Consider the following 14,131-nt stretch of genomic DNA (forward strand, 5'->3'; position numbering starts at 1 on the left):
TTTATCTAGTTCTGCTTGTTTTCGGATCAAATGTATCTCGAAGTTTATCTCCAATTATATTTACAGAGAGAACAAAAAGGGTAATAGCTAAGCCAGGAAACGTGGAAATCCACCAACCTACAGTCAAATAACCTCGACCCTGCGAAAGAAGGGCTCCCCAATCTGGAATTTCTTTAATAATACCCAGTCCAAGAAAGCTCAACCCTGATCCAATTAATATGGAGGTACCGAGACCAATTGTCGCCATGACTAAAAGCGGCGACCAGGAATTTGGTAATAGGTGCCAAAGAAATATCCGCCATTCAGGTGTACCTATGGAGCGAGATGCCTCAACATATTTGCGCTTTTTAATACTCATTAATTGCCCTCTCATTACACGTGCATAACCTGGGATGGATGAAACTGCAACTGCTAAGACAATATTCATTAATCCTGGTCCAAGAGCAGCAGCAATGGCTAACGCTAGAAGAATACCAGGAATCGTCATCAAAATTTCAATTAACCGCATTACTATCAAATCAATTATGCCGCCAAAATAACCGGATACCGCGCCGATTATTCCACCAATCAAACCTCCAATTAGAACGGAAGCAATTCCAATAATGAGAGAGTCGCTGCTTCCATAGATGACCAGACTTAAAACATCTCTCCCAAAATAATCAGTTCCGAACCAATGTGCTGAATTCGGAGGACTTAAAATAAGGGACGTATCCATAAAGGTTGGCGAATAGGGAGCAATCCATTTTGGAAATAAAGCACACAAGATAATGAATATCACAATCATTCCTGCACCTAAAACAAATAGTTTTTCCACAGAGAAGTTTGGTTTTAACTTAGTGAATTTCCATTTTGGAACCTGCAGCACCGTTTTGGTATTTACCACTTCCTTCATCACCATTTCCCTCCCACTTTATTATTTTGGTCTTCCTTTAATGAGCTCTTCTTACCCGTGGGTCAATGAATGAATAGGATAAATCAACTAAAAGATTAATCACCACATAAACAATCGCACTGAAGAAGACAACACCTTGTATGACTGGTAAGTCTTTTGCCATAATGGCATCTGCTACAATTCTACCAATCCCCTGTCTTGAAAATACGGTTTCAATAACAACTGTACCGGCCAATAGTTCCCCGATATTTAGTCCAATGATGGTTATGGCAGGAATAAGTGCATTGCGAAGGGCATGACGATACATAACGACCCGTTCTGAAAGACCCTTAGCACGCAGAGTAACAATAAATTGCTCATTAATCACATCAAGCATGCTATTACGCACCATCCGAATGATAAAGCCAGCACCCACAAAACCTAATGAAAGTGATGGCAGCACTAATGTTTTCCACCCATCTGACCCTATGCCAGGCAGCCAGTTTAAAAAGACAGAAAATATAAGAATAAGTAAAATCCCCGACCAAAAAGTCGGCATTGATATACCAAATAAACCGATTATCCGAGCGATAATATCAATCCATTTATTTCGATAAATGGCTGATAGAACACCAAACGTAACTCCAATGACAACAGATAATGCTGCGCTTGTAATCGTTAAGGCCAGTGTGGCAGGAAAATGTTCTACTATCTTTGGCAGTACCGGTTCACTATTCACTAAAGATTGACCAAAGTCACCTTGAAGTACATTCATAAAATATTCTGAGAATTGAATGTAAAACGGTTGGTCGAGCCCCAATTCCTTGCGTAAATTCGCTACCATTTCAGGTGTTGCAACTGAGGGATCAATCATAGAAAGCACTGGATCCCCCGGAAGCAAATAGATGATGGAAAAGACAAGGATTGAGGAGCCAATAATCGATACAAATGCAGTCAAGATTTTCAACAATACCTTGTTTACTATAGTCACACTGTATCAGCTCCTACTCTCTTTTATTCAATACTTACATCATTGAATAATGGATAGCCTAATGCATCGAATGTAATACCATATACTGTATTAGAGGCAGCAACCGTATATGGAAATACATAAATTGGAATTATCCAAGCATCTTTAATAATTTTTTGCTGCGCTTTTTTATAAATTTCTTCACGTTTTGCCGGGTCAAGCTCCGCCGTTCCTTGTTCTAGCAACTGATCTAATTCTGTGTCAGAACCTCCTGTTAACCCTTTAAAAACAGCTTCCTCTTCTGGTGTTCGTGTATGGTAGATAGCACGAAGCGCATTTGGATCAGAATTCACTTGGCTGTTTCCATATAAATCGTAATCAGCGTTCGTATAGATTACCGACGCAACGTCTTTTGTAATATTAATCTCAACCTTGATTCCAATCCTTTTTAACTGCTGCTGGACAATGACAGCAATATCATTTCGTTTCTCACGATTAGGTGATCCGTCTACATAATTCAATGTAAGCTGCTTTCCGTCTTTTACGCGAATACCATCAGAACCTTTTTGAAGCCCGAGTTCGTCAAGAAGTTTATTAGCCTTGTCAATATCGACTTTCACACTGCCTTCAAGTGATTTATCATAGCCTACTATCCCAGGGGTCAGCGGTGACCATGACCTTTCGTAAGTGCCTAGGTATAATGTTTTTACAATCGAATCAACGTCAATTGCAAGTTGAACAGCTTGACGAGCCTTTATATTATTCCAGGGTTCTTTTCTTTGGTTGAAAAAGAGTGTATATGGCAAGCCAATTGTGTTTACAGTTAGTAATTGTGTTTTAGGATCATTCTTTAAGGAAGCAATATTTTGTGGTGGTACCGTTTCAGCCGCAAGCACCTGTCCGCTTTGTACACTGCCAATTCGTGTTGCCTCCTCCGGAACAATTTTAAAGCTAATTTTATCCAAGTAAGGTTTTCCTTTGTTTTCTACATTAGAAGGTCCCCAATTGTAATCACTATTTTTCTCAACTTGAATATCGGCATTTTCTGTCCAACTAACAAATTTAAATGGTCCAGTCCCAACTGGGTTTTTACCAAACTGATCACCATATTTTTCTACTGCAGTCGGTGAAACAATCCCGATCTGGTTTTGGCTTAAGTTACTTAAGAAAGCAGCAGAAGGCGTTGCCAGGTTAATTTTTATCGTATACTCTTCTAAAACTTCTGAAGATACGTAAGGTCGTAGAAGACTTAGTGCATTTCCTGATTTTGTTTTTGGATCAATAATACGATCAAAACTAAATTTTACAGCCTCAGCATTAAAGGGTGTCCCATCGTGAAACTTCACGTCCTCGCGCAATTTAAATGTATAACTTTTTCCATCCTCCGAAACACTCCATTCCGATGCCAGCCATGGTTGGATTGTACCATCCTCTGCTTGAATAACTAAGTTATCAAAAATGGTTCGAAATACACGTCCTGCTACAGCTAAACCGCTTCGATGCGGATCAAGTGAATCGGGAGATGTTGCGAGCGCGAAGGTTAATTCCCCACCCTGGTTATGTTGTGCTTCGACTTTATCTTTTGTTTCAGCCGAACTATTTTTTGTACCAGTACTATTTGCGCATCCAGATAACAGAAGCAATAACGCCATTGATATCGATATTATCTTAGTCCAATTTACTAGTTTCACATCAAACGCCCCTTCCCAATTTTTAGCAATTTTCTAAACTGGAATCTAACATTTAACTTCGCAAGTATAAAATTTATCATATTATTTTTACCTGAATACTCGGAATTGAATACAAATACATCCTTAATTAAACAGTTCTCACTGGTTTAGAAAGATTTTACTTGCGATATATGGGTACTCTTCTCTAATCTCTATTTCTGTATTTCGATTCCTGTTACGAGGCCTTAACAACTGAAATGATTGAATTCTTTCTTCTTCTTTTTCTACAGGTGTATGTATAATAAATTCATCCACCTGATACGTTCGATGAAGTTTTTCTAAAATTTCGTTGACATAGTTAGGGGTTCCAGCAACAATGTCTGCTTTGTGTTCTGTAATTTCAAATGGTTCTCCCGACTGCTTCCCAAACACTTCCGCTTGCTCAATAGTTTGTAAAGTTACCGAGCGGCCGCTCTCGAGATGGACTTTAACTATCTTTCTGTCTCCAGCGAGTTTTTCTGCTTCTGATTGAGTTGGAGCAGCAATAACAGCCAATGAGATTATGAATCTTCCATTTGGAAAACCTTCACGATAAACCTTTGCCGCTTGTTCCAATACCCTTTCATCACTATTGATAAATTTTGCAAATACAAATGATATCCCTTGATGTGCCGCAAGCTGAGCGCTATTAACACTTGCACCAAGTAAAAAAATTTCAGGTTTTTTCTCAGGAATCGGTGTTGCTTGAATTCCAGTAAGTGGGTGTTGTTCATCAACGGAATTTTCAACTAATTCATTTAAAAAAGATAGCCGCTCAGAAAAGTCCTTTCCATCATTAACGGTGCCATACTGGAGCGCCTTTGTTGATAATGGGAGCCCGCCTGGTGCTTTACCAATTCCAAGATCCACTCTTCCCGGTGCAAGAGTTGATAAGACATGAAAGTTTTCAGCCACCTTATAAGGGCTATAATGCTGAAGCATAACACCCCCTGAACCTACCTGAATCGAATTCGTTCGAGCTAAAATATACGAAATTAATACCTCAGGGGAGGAACCTGCCAATTGATCTGTATGGTGATGCTCTGATACCCAAAAACGTGAGTAGCCCCATTTTTCTGCTTTTTGAGCCAATCGAACGGTATTCTGTAACGCATTAAAAGCAGTGCTCCCTGGGAAAATTGGACTTTGATCTAAAATACTTAGCTTATAGCTCATGTTATTTCTCCTTTACGGTTTTATCCCGACTTAATTGATAAGAAAATTATGTTTTTTTATTGATTCTCATCCTATCACTGAAAATAATAAACTGGCAATACTTTACTGGATAGGAAAAAATTGAATGTTAATTAAAAAATTCTATCAATTAATCTATTATCTAATTCATTTTCCTGGTTTTTTTAGGGGAATTACATTGCTTTGCCCATAATAATTGATAAATTCATTTAGTCTTTTAGTAAGACCACCATGACCAAATCGGATAAATTTAGGTTGTTTTTCTAACATCTCGTCTTTGACAAAATCTAAAAACGCCAAAATCTGAATTCTACGGGAATGAACATTAACAATTCCATATTCGTAAAACCATTGATCAATAGTATTATAAACACCTTTGTTAACCTGGTACTGTCGATTGCACCAATTAAAAAACTGTAAATCTGGCAAATTTAGATATTTATTTGTTTCAAGGGAGTTTTCCTTTTTTGTTTCTACAAATAGCCTCACATCATTGCTATTTTGCGTTGTCATACTTATCATCCTTCCTCTTTATATCCAATAATACCCACTTGAATAGTAGGAATTAAAGCTATGCGTTTCCCTCTTACCAAGAGTACATTGCTTGTTATTTTATTGTGTTAATCCTATCACCGAGATGATTGTAATGGCAATACGATAGCTGATAGAAAAATGTAATCTTTACATTAGAAAATTTAATCTAAAGAGAGAATCTTTTCCTTCTCAAACTCTTTAACGGACTGAAGAATATTATTCCAGAGCTCGGGGTACATAAAACCATTATTTAAGTGTGCGGCAAAAATATGCTGGTTAATTTGAAGTATATGAGAAACATCTACTTCAATCAGGCTGCCTCTCTCAAGCTCATCTTTAATGCATAAGTATGGTAAAAACCCTATGCCATTTCCACTTAGAATAATAGATTTTGCTACTTCAAGATGGTCGACTAAAAATTCTATGCGAGGATTAACGTTTGCCATTTCAAATAATTTATGGATCCGATTCCAGTCAAAAGCGCCGCATTCGAAAAAAACCATAGGTTCGCTAGCTAACTGCCCAACAGATAAGTTCTCTTGAAATTGAAAGGAATGTCCCGGATAAACGACCAAGCGGACAGAATTATTTAGAAGCTCATGCTTTTGTATTCCACGATGGGTAACATCCTTCATAAAGGCGATATCCACCTGCTTCTGAAGCAGTTTATCGAGCAATACATCGTTTGTCGCTGAATGAAATTTAAATCGTATTTGGGGATTTGCTTTCTTCAAAAAAGGAAGAGCAAATGGAATAAAGTATTGTGATGTAATTATATTAGCCCCAATCACAATTTCATCAGGATTATCTTCCTTCTTTAATAACTTCTTCCCTTGTTGATATGCACCAATAATTTGCTCCGCGTATGGGATAAAAGCTTTTCCTTCCTCAGATATTGTCAAACTTCTACCGTTACGCAAAAATAATTCGATCCCAAGATCTCGTTCTAACGTTTTGATTCTCGCAGTAACGGTTGGCTGTGATAAATATAGTGCTTCCGCTGCTTTATGAACACTTTCCAAATGGACTACATACATAAATGCTTCAAGATGATCAATGTTCATTTCCCCAACCCCTTTCTAATTTTAAGAAATAAAAAAGGCCCCTTTACGCGGATTGCGTATAGGAGCCTTTGGATGTCCAATCGGCAAATTAAAATTATTTATGAATTTTCTAAATTTTACTCCAATTAACCCAATAAGTAAAGTAGGAATTGAACTGATTTAGAAATATAGTTCTTCAGAGCTAATATATGAAAGCTAAATTTTCTGGCAGAAACTAGAGACAAAAAAAGCACCTCAATGAGAGGTACTTTTCGCACTTTAACTTATTTCGTATTTGGTGCTAGAGAGACTTCGGGTGATGTTACCTTGTCATAAAAATCAACGAATTTATCACGATCTTCGCTGTCACGGTAAGCCATAGCGACACGTGGATGTTCATTCAATACACCAGAAATCATAAAAGGAATGATGTAACCCCACTCCCACTTTTGGCGCATTTCCAGCATGTGCTTTTCAATCATTCCAAGTACTGGCTTCAGTTCATAGCTTGGCTTTTGGATGTAGCTGACAAGAAGTTCTGTGTTACAGTTCCCTGCAGCACGCCCCATGCCATAAACAGATGAATCCAGGTATGTAACCCCGTTTTGCATTGCCGCTAATGTATTGGCGAATGCTAACTGCATGTTGTTATGGGTATGGATTCCAAGCTGTTTATTAGGGATCAACTCTTGGAATTTTTTCACTTGGTGCTCAATATCCGAAGGATCCAAGCTTCCGAAAGAATCAACGATATAAACAACATCTACAGGGCTTTCCTTCACCATATCAAATGCTTTCGTAAGCTGCTTTTCAGGTACACTCGATAAAGCCATAATATTAAGTGATGTCTCATAACCCAAATCATGAAACATTTGTACTAGCTCTAAACCTTTGTCAACTTCACGGATGTAGCATGCCACTCGGATCATATCTAAAACACTTTGTTCACGTGGTAAAATGTCATTCGGATCGACACGGCCGATATCTACGAGAGCAGAAAACTTCGTGAATTTCTTCTCAGGGAAGATTTCTTTCAAGAAGTTATCGTCTAGAAATCTCCATGGATTTGGCTCAGTTGCATTTAGTAGTTTTGGGGAGTTTTTGTAACCAATCTCCATATATTCAACACCAGCTGCACTTAAGCTATTATACAAGTCTTGAACAAATTCGATACTAAAATCCCAATTGTTAACTAAGCCTCCATCTCGAATGGTGCAGTCTATAATTTTACTACGATGTCCCATGAAAGTAATTCCTCCTGTAAATCCTATTTTGTCATTATTTGTAAGTCAAATACTTTAAAGTACTAAAATTCTTACTGTGTTTATATCATGTTTCCTTCGGACGAGTCAATCTATTTTCCAAAAATTCATTTTTTTTACAATGAAAAAGCCATTCCCTCCTTAATTTAGTTAAGAGAGAATGGCTATTTAATTTCCTTACACTGCTTCAGATAAAGTAGTGATTTCTTCTTGTTTACCTTTTCCTTTTTGCAAACTAACCATGGCTATAAAGGAAATGCAATAGAGCAGTGCTAGGTACGACATCGCTACCGTTACATTTGCGTGTTGCAAAATGTAACCTACTAAAATAGGAGATAATCCCCCTAAAGCCCTGCCGAAGTTAAAAATGGTATTCGTTGCTGTACTGCGAATTTCTACTGAATAATACTTGCTAATTAATGCTCCATAACCTGCAAACATTCCATTCGAGAAGAATCCTACAATTGCACCGCCAATAAGAAGTCCTGTGCTGCCTGAAGCATAGGAATATAGGAAGACCGCAACAGCGGAAGCTATTAAGAAAATTCCATATGAGCGTTTCATTCCAAAACGATCCATAAATTGTCCAAATGTTAACATACCTGCAATCATTCCTGCAGCGGTACTGATGGTCCAAAGAGCCGAGCTTGAAACGGATAATCCTTGGGATTGTTGAAGCATGGATGGCAGCCAAATCATTAAACCATTATAACCGGCGATTTGAACGGTTGCCATGATTGCTAAAGCGACGGTGGTTACTGTAATTTTAGGAGTAGCAAATAATTGCTTTAATTTCCCTTGCTTCTGAACCAGTTGCTTTTTCTTTTGTGAAGCAAGCCATTCAGGTGATTCGTCTAGTTTCTTTCGTACGATAAAGGCGAATATAACAGGGGCCAATCCAACGAAGAACAACCCTCTCCATCCCCAAGACGGAAGAATCATCGCACTAAGAAGTGCTGCAAGGATAACCCCGTATTGAGCACCGACACTAACGTATGAAGAAGCACGCCCTTGTTTCTTCTTTGGCCATGCCTCAGCAACAAGCGCCATACCAATACCGTATTCTCCACCTGCGCCTAAGCCGGCAATAAACCGAAATAAATATACTTGTTCAATATTTTGTGCGAGCCCAGTTAACGCAGTTCCGATAGCAAATAATAAAATCGTATAGGTGAAAACTTTAACTCTACCAAATTTATCTGCTAAAACACCGAAAATAACTCCACCAGCGAGCATTCCTAAATTAGTAATAGAAGAAATAAGTCCACCAGCTGTCATATCAATATGAAACTCTGCAATAATCATCGACATGGCAAAGGATATAAACATGATATCCATGCCCTCAAGTGTTAAACCTGCTACTGACGCCACTACTGTTTTTTTACGATAATCCATTCTTGTTGTTCTCCTTTCAAGCCTCACAGGACTCAGATTAAAAGATTTTGGAAAAATAAAATGCCTTTCCATCCAGAGGACAAAAAGGCATTCATAGACATAATAAATTATGTATGAAGTTTAACATTCGCCTTTTTGGCCTCTCTGGACCAGAATTAAAGGGATCTAATTTCAACTAATAGTAACATGATAATAATGTTATGACAATATATTAAAAAAATAAAAATTTTCTTAAATCAAAAAACCGCACAAGTGGTAATCACTGTGCAGTTTATTAAATTCATAGATTTATTCATAATCTTCAATCCGCCATTCATCTTTCCAATCGAGATAAGCCATTTTTCCATCAAACCTAAATGGCAGCCATACATATCCTGCCTTTGTAGTATCTACTACAAATTCTGGTCCTCTTTCAATCTCTGCTTTATCAAAGTCCGGATTAAATATTCTCTCAAAAATCTCTGCAGATTTCTCATAAGGAAGAGATGCAGATAAATCTGAAATCCATCTGTCTGCAAGTGCAATGTACAGATCCTTTTTACCAGGATGTTTAAACACAGAACAAATCTGAGAATGAAAGGAAGTATTGGATTCATCCCCTACATGAGGGTTTCCTAGTACTTCGAATGGACCATGATATAGCGGAGAGCATGCCACCTCAGAAGGATTTGGAAAATAACCGGTTGTACCGGAAGTCACCAAATAATGAAGTCCTTTTCGATAAAAATGTGCCGGTGCTTCTCTGACAAATGGTGGATATGGCTGCGGGAAATGGGTAGAATAGTAGCCTGTGACATCCGTATAATCCTCTGTAAGGTCCGCACAAATCATTTCGCTGTGTACTCTTTCAAAATAGTAATATGCCTTTCCATCAGAAGGGTTTACGACCAAGTCAAAATCCCCAGCACTCATTCCTAGGGGCATAAGGTTCTGCCTAACCATCGTGTAAGGTCCAAGAATTTCATCTGCGACCAGGACTGTTGATTTCTGGCTTTCATCCTTTTGCATGACCTTCAACCAACAAACATATTTTTTTGTAAAACGGTTGTAAATAATGTGAGGGCGGTCCATTAAGCTAGCTGGATGAAGAGGAGATTCCTTATCCTTTAGATCTGGTGGTATGATTACCCCTTTATCATCCCAGTTATATAAATCCTTTGAAGAATAGCATCTGACACCCCAATGCCAAATTCCACTGCCTGGCAGCGTTTTTTCCTTGTTTTCTCCATACCAGTAAAAAGTGTCTCCAATATGCATGATCGATCCGCCATGTGCATGAATCCTTTTCCCTTCGGTATCCAGCCAAATTTGTCCTGGTCTAATTGATTTATTCTCCATATATCACATTCTCCTTTACCCTATAAATTGTTTACTCCTTAACACTGCCGAGGACAATTCCTTTAACAAAGAATCGCTGTAAGAATGGATAAGCAATCAGGATCGGAAGTGCTCCGAGAATGACTTGGGCAGCTCTTGCCGTTCGGTCACTGATTTTGCTTAAATCTACACTCCCTGAATCATTAATAATTGAAAGTGTATTTTGTTGAATTACGGTTGTTTGCATATAACTTTGTAATGGGTAATTATCAGGAGAATTCATAAAAATTAATCCATCAAACCATGAATTCCAATGCATGACGGTCGTTAACAATGTAATCGTTGCTATAGCAGGGATTGAAAGTGGTAAGTAGATTCTCCATAAAACCGTCCAATGTCCTGCTCCATCGATAAATGCAGCTTCTTCCAATTCTTTAGGCATTCCTCTAAAAAAATTCAGAAGTAAGATCACGTTAAAGACAGGAACCGCCCCTGGTAAAATAAGCGCCCATACAGTATCTAAAATATTAGTAGCCTTAACCACCATGTATAAGGGAATTAGTCCGCCATTGAATAAAATCGTTATGACAAAGAGCCAGGCATAAAAGGTCCGAGATCGAAATACTTTCGATTCCTTAGATAAAGGATAGGCAATCAGTATCGTTAACAGCATATTAAGAGGGATTCCAATTCCGACTCTTTTCAGCGTAACAAGTATAGAGTTAAAAAATTCTTCCCTTCCTAGCACATATTCATATGCAGCTGTTGTAAAGTCGACTGGAAACAGTTTTACGAAACCTGCTGTTGCGGCTTCAGGAGAGCTAAATGAAATCGCAATCACTTGAATTAACGGTAAGACACAGGTTAGGGCGATTAAACTTAATAGGATATAGTTAAATACAACAAACAATTTTCTACTGAGGGAATTATCTCTAATCATTTTCCAGCACTTCCTTCTTAAAAAATCCTATACTTTGCAAAGCGATATGCTAGAAAATAAGAGATAGATATTAAGATTAGTGATACGATAGATTTAAATAACCCGACCGCAGTGGCAACACCATATTGTGCTTCAAGGAGACCAATTCGATAAACAAAAGTGTCGATAATATCACCAGATTCATAGACCTGTGGACTGTATAAATTGAATACTTGGTCAAAACCTGCATTAAGGACATTTCCTAAACTTAACACCGACAGTAGAATAATAATCGGAGCAATTCCTGGCAATGTCACATGTAAAGTTTGTTTCCATCTATTTGCACCATCCACAACGGCTGCTTCATACAAAGCTGGATTAATACCAGTAAGTGCAGCAATATAAACGACTGTATTAAAACCAAATTCCTTCCAGACATCTGTAGATACAAGAACAGTTCTAAACCAATTATTGTCCCCTAAAAAATAGATCGGCTCAATTCCAAGGATACCAAGAAAATCATTTACAAGTCCGTGATTCGTACTTAAGATATCAATTAACACCCCGCCAAGGATTACCCAAGATAGGAAATGGGGCATATAAATTAATGTTTGAACTCCTCTTTTAAATGCTTCTTTACGTACCTCGTTTAATAAGATGGATACAGTCAGCGGCACAGCTAAATTAAATATGATTTTCAAAAAAGAAAGCCACAGTGTATTCCATAATACCTGTATGGCACCTGGTAATTCTAAAACATATCGAAAATTTTCTAGTCCAACCCATAGAGAACCAGATACCCCTTTTGCAGGAATGAATTTTTGAAATGCAATGACAAGTCCTAGCATGGGGCCATAACTATAGATAAGTACTAAAATAAGTCCGGGAAGAATCATGAGATGCAGGGGTAGCGTCCGGGTAAATTTGTATCTTTTTCGGGTTACCTTCTCTGTTTCAATGAAAATTGATTTGCCCTCAATGACCTTTTCACCCATAGTAATCCCCTCCTTCCATTACTCTTAAGATAGAGAATGCTGGAGGCAGCTCCAGCATTCTGCGGTTGCAACTCTGTACCACTTTAAATATCTTTGAATCTATTATTTTGAATCGTTCCACTCATTTACTTCTTTCGTGATATCATCACCGCCAAGTTTTTTCCAGTTTTCAACGAATTTATCGAATTCACCAATGGATTCACCCAGGATAATTTTTGTTACCATTTCTAGTTCCATCTTACGAAGTGTTTCGAATTTTTCTGACATTGTTGGTGTAGATACCCCATAGAATTCGCAGGTTTCAAGAGATTTCCATCCACATACGTTTTGATTACAGCTTGGGAACCAGTACGTCCAAAGACTTTATCGTAAGACCAATCGTCTACTGTGAAATTACCTGATTCCATTGCCGCACTTTTCTTATAGGCATCTGTTTCTTCTGGGTTTAATTTTGAAGCATCTTTACTATCAAGTGCTGCTACCACATTTTGATGGATGTTTAAGTTTTTATCCGGCTGGCCAACAGGGAATGGGAAATATGTCCATATTTCAAATCCGTCAACCTTCGAGTGCTTTTGCCAATCCTCTGCAGACGTATCTGGACCAAATTGTAACTCAGCAAATAAATTCATCATTTTAAATAAAGCCTCTGGATTTTTAGCATCCTTATTTACCACATAGTAGAAGCGGTCAACACCAATCCCTGAGATTTGGGTTGTTGCCGGCTGATTATCGTTGGATACAATCGGATAAGCCTGCCATTCAGCATTTGGGTCATTGTTCTTGGTATTTTTAAGCCAGTCGCTTAGTGTAATCCACATTTGACCATATGTCATGCCAATTTTTCCGGCAGCTGATAGCTCGCCTTCCTTCGCTTCATCTTTTACACCAAATTCCCTGTCAATTTGTCCGTCTTTATACATCTTTTGGAGTTCTATGAGAGCGTCTTTCATTTCTGGCTGAATACTTCCGAATACTAGGTCACCCTTATCATCTTTAATCCATTGCTGTGGGAATGCATGATAACCATTAAAGAAACCTTCAAGCGTACCGAAGTCACCATTCTTAAAGGTAGATCCATACAGGTTTTTGGTTAAAGCGAGACCATAAGTATCTTTCTGTCCATTTCCATCAGGATCATCATTCGTGAACGCATCTGAAATTTTGAGAACATCTTCCATTGTTTTCGGTTCAGGAAGGCCAAGTTTTGTCAGCCAATCCTTGCGAATCCAAAGCATACTAGCACCATCAATCGTAGAGGATGGTCGTGGAATCCCTAACATCTTTCCATCAAACGTTGCTGAAGCCAAACCGTTTGTTGCTTTCTCCATCATATCTTTTACCAAAGGTGAAGCATATTTTTCATATAATTTTGTTAAATCCATCAATTGATCTGCATCTGATAATTGTTTTAACTGTGTCGCATTAACAGGAAAGATATCAGGTAAATCACCAGAAGCAATAGATACATTCATTTTTTGTTCTCCGGGTCCCCCTGGCTGCTCGCCTTTTACAATCCAATCGTTTTTCACTTTTATACCTAATCTTTCCATTAGCGTTCGAGTCCATTGGTTATTATCCATATCTTCACCGTCTGCAAACTTTACATTATCCCCTATAATCCTGACCGTAGAAACTTCTATAGTCTCTAAGTACTTTCCTAAATATGGATCATTTGGATTCTCAACCGAAGTTCCCCCGCCATCATTTACCTTTCCACTGGTGTCGTTACTTTTGCTGTTGATACAACCTGTTATTACTAATGAAAGACTAAGAAGCACAGAAACTAAGACTACTTTACTTTTTCTCTTTTTCATGTTCCATTGGCCCCCTTAAAGGTTGTAATAAGTTCTACACCTCAAAGTATAAAGCGCTTACACAGCCTTGTATATTTCACTTTCATTAGATTTCTTGACTTTTGT

Annotated in this window: 13 protein-coding genes; all 13 read right to left on the reverse strand. The window is 38.1% G+C overall.

The genetic code is table 11. The features are described 5' to 3' along the window. Position 1: 1 nt before the first annotated feature. The 13 genes from ABC255_RS19675 to ABC255_RS19735 all read right to left on the reverse strand — a co-directional run bounded on the left by ABC255_RS19675 (position 2) and on the right by ABC255_RS19735 (position 14,026). Positions 2-892, reverse strand: coding sequence for an ABC transporter permease (locus ABC255_RS19675; RefSeq protein WP_412996168.1), 891 nt, complete (start codon positions 890-892; stop codon positions 2-4). Between the two features lie 37 nt (positions 893-929). After that, positions 930-1,856: an ABC transporter permease gene (locus ABC255_RS19680; protein WP_412998596.1), complete on the reverse strand. Its 927-nt coding sequence runs from the start codon at positions 1,854-1,856 to the stop codon at positions 930-932. A gap of 29 nt (positions 1,857-1,885) precedes the next feature. Further along, positions 1,886-3,493, reverse strand: a complete 1,608-nt coding sequence (locus ABC255_RS19685; protein ID WP_412998597.1) for an ABC transporter substrate-binding protein — start codon at positions 3,491-3,493, stop codon at positions 1,886-1,888. A gap of 177 nt (positions 3,494-3,670) precedes the next feature. Further along, positions 3,671-4,726, reverse strand: coding sequence for an LLM class flavin-dependent oxidoreductase (locus tag ABC255_RS19690; RefSeq protein WP_412996170.1), 1,056 nt, complete (start codon positions 4,724-4,726; stop codon positions 3,671-3,673). A 165-nt stretch (positions 4,727-4,891) separates the two neighbouring features. After that, positions 4,892-5,257: a hypothetical protein gene (locus ABC255_RS19695; protein ID WP_412996172.1), complete on the reverse strand. Its 366-nt coding sequence runs from the start codon at positions 5,255-5,257 to the stop codon at positions 4,892-4,894. Between the two features lie 182 nt (positions 5,258-5,439). Continuing rightward, positions 5,440-6,342 (reverse strand): LysR family transcriptional regulator, encoded by a 903-nt coding sequence (locus ABC255_RS19700; RefSeq protein ID WP_412996174.1) that lies wholly within the window; start codon positions 6,340-6,342, stop codon positions 5,440-5,442. Positions 6,343-6,605: 263 nt separating this feature from the next. Continuing rightward, positions 6,606-7,565: an aldolase catalytic domain-containing protein gene (locus ABC255_RS19705; RefSeq protein WP_412996176.1), complete on the reverse strand. Its 960-nt coding sequence runs from the start codon at positions 7,563-7,565 to the stop codon at positions 6,606-6,608. Positions 7,566-7,760: 195 nt separating this feature from the next. After that, complete coding sequence (locus tag ABC255_RS19710; protein ID WP_412996178.1) at positions 7,761-8,978, reverse strand: MFS transporter; 1,218 nt, start codon at positions 8,976-8,978, stop codon at positions 7,761-7,763. Between the two features lie 288 nt (positions 8,979-9,266). Next, the gene (locus tag ABC255_RS19715; RefSeq protein WP_412996180.1) at positions 9,267-10,316 is read right to left on the reverse strand and encodes a family 43 glycosylhydrolase; all 1,050 of its coding nucleotides are present in this window, start codon (positions 10,314-10,316) and stop codon (positions 9,267-9,269) included. 31 nt (positions 10,317-10,347) lie between these two features. Next, positions 10,348-11,235 carry a carbohydrate ABC transporter permease gene (locus ABC255_RS19720; protein ID WP_412996182.1) on the reverse strand — a complete coding sequence of 296 codons (888 nt, stop codon included), beginning with the start codon at positions 11,233-11,235 and terminating at the stop codon, positions 10,348-10,350. 17 nt (positions 11,236-11,252) lie between these two features. Beyond that, positions 11,253-12,110, reverse strand: a complete 858-nt coding sequence (locus tag ABC255_RS19725) for an ABC transporter permease (RefSeq protein ID WP_335535614.1) — start codon at positions 12,108-12,110, stop codon at positions 11,253-11,255. Positions 12,111-12,311: 201 nt separating this feature from the next. After that, entirely contained in the window at positions 12,312-12,446 is a 135-nt protein-coding gene (locus ABC255_RS19730) for a hypothetical protein (protein ID WP_412996184.1), read from the reverse strand. Beyond that, on the reverse strand, positions 12,437-14,026 hold the full coding sequence (locus tag ABC255_RS19735) for an extracellular solute-binding protein (RefSeq protein WP_412996185.1): 1,590 nt from the start codon (positions 14,024-14,026) through the stop codon (positions 12,437-12,439). The genes ABC255_RS19730 and ABC255_RS19735 overlap by 10 nt, the downstream gene beginning before the upstream one ends. Between the last annotated feature and the right edge of the window lie 105 nt (positions 14,027-14,131).

It is taken from the genome of Neobacillus canaveralius, assembly GCF_047237705.1.
Lineage (GTDB): Bacteria > Bacillota > Bacilli > Bacillales > Cytobacillaceae > Neobacillus > Neobacillus niacini_K.

Bases quoted from the DNA above. Each gene is read 5' to 3' on its own strand.
- ABC255_RS19705 (WP_412996176.1), bottom strand. From the start codon at position 7,565: ATGGGACATCGTAGTAAAATTATAGACTGCACCATTCGAGATGGAGGC.
- ABC255_RS19675 (WP_412996168.1), bottom strand. From the start codon at position 892: ATGAAGGAAGTGGTAAATACCAAAACGGTGCTGCAGGTTCCAAAATGG.
- ABC255_RS19710 (WP_412996178.1), bottom strand. From the start codon at position 8,978: ATGGATTATCGTAAAAAAACAGTAGTGGCGTCAGTAGCAGGTTTAACA.
- ABC255_RS19725 (WP_335535614.1), bottom strand. From the start codon at position 12,110: ATGATTCTTCCCGGACTTATTTTAGTACTTATCTATAGTTATGGCCCC.
- ABC255_RS19690 (WP_412996170.1), bottom strand. From the start codon at position 4,726: ATGAGCTATAAGCTAAGTATTTTAGATCAAAGTCCAATTTTCCCAGGG.
- ABC255_RS19695 (WP_412996172.1), bottom strand. From the start codon at position 5,257: ATGACAACGCAAAATAGCAATGATGTGAGGCTATTTGTAGAAACAAAA.
- ABC255_RS19700 (WP_412996174.1), bottom strand. From the start codon at position 6,342: ATGAACATTGATCATCTTGAAGCATTTATGTATGTAGTCCATTTGGAA.
- ABC255_RS19735 (WP_412996185.1), bottom strand. From the start codon at position 14,026: ATGAAAAAGAGAAAAAGTAAAGTAGTCTTAGTTTCTGTGCTTCTTAGT.
- ABC255_RS19730 (WP_412996184.1), bottom strand. From the start codon at position 12,446: ATGGAACTAGAAATGGTAACAAAAATTATCCTGGGTGAATCCATTGGT.
- ABC255_RS19715 (WP_412996180.1), bottom strand. From the start codon at position 10,316: ATGGAGAATAAATCAATTAGACCAGGACAAATTTGGCTGGATACCGAA.
- ABC255_RS19685 (WP_412998597.1), bottom strand. From the start codon at position 3,493: ATGGCGTTATTGCTTCTGTTATCTGGATGCGCAAATAGTACTGGTACA.
- ABC255_RS19720 (WP_412996182.1), bottom strand. From the start codon at position 11,235: ATGATTAGAGATAATTCCCTCAGTAGAAAATTGTTTGTTGTATTTAAC.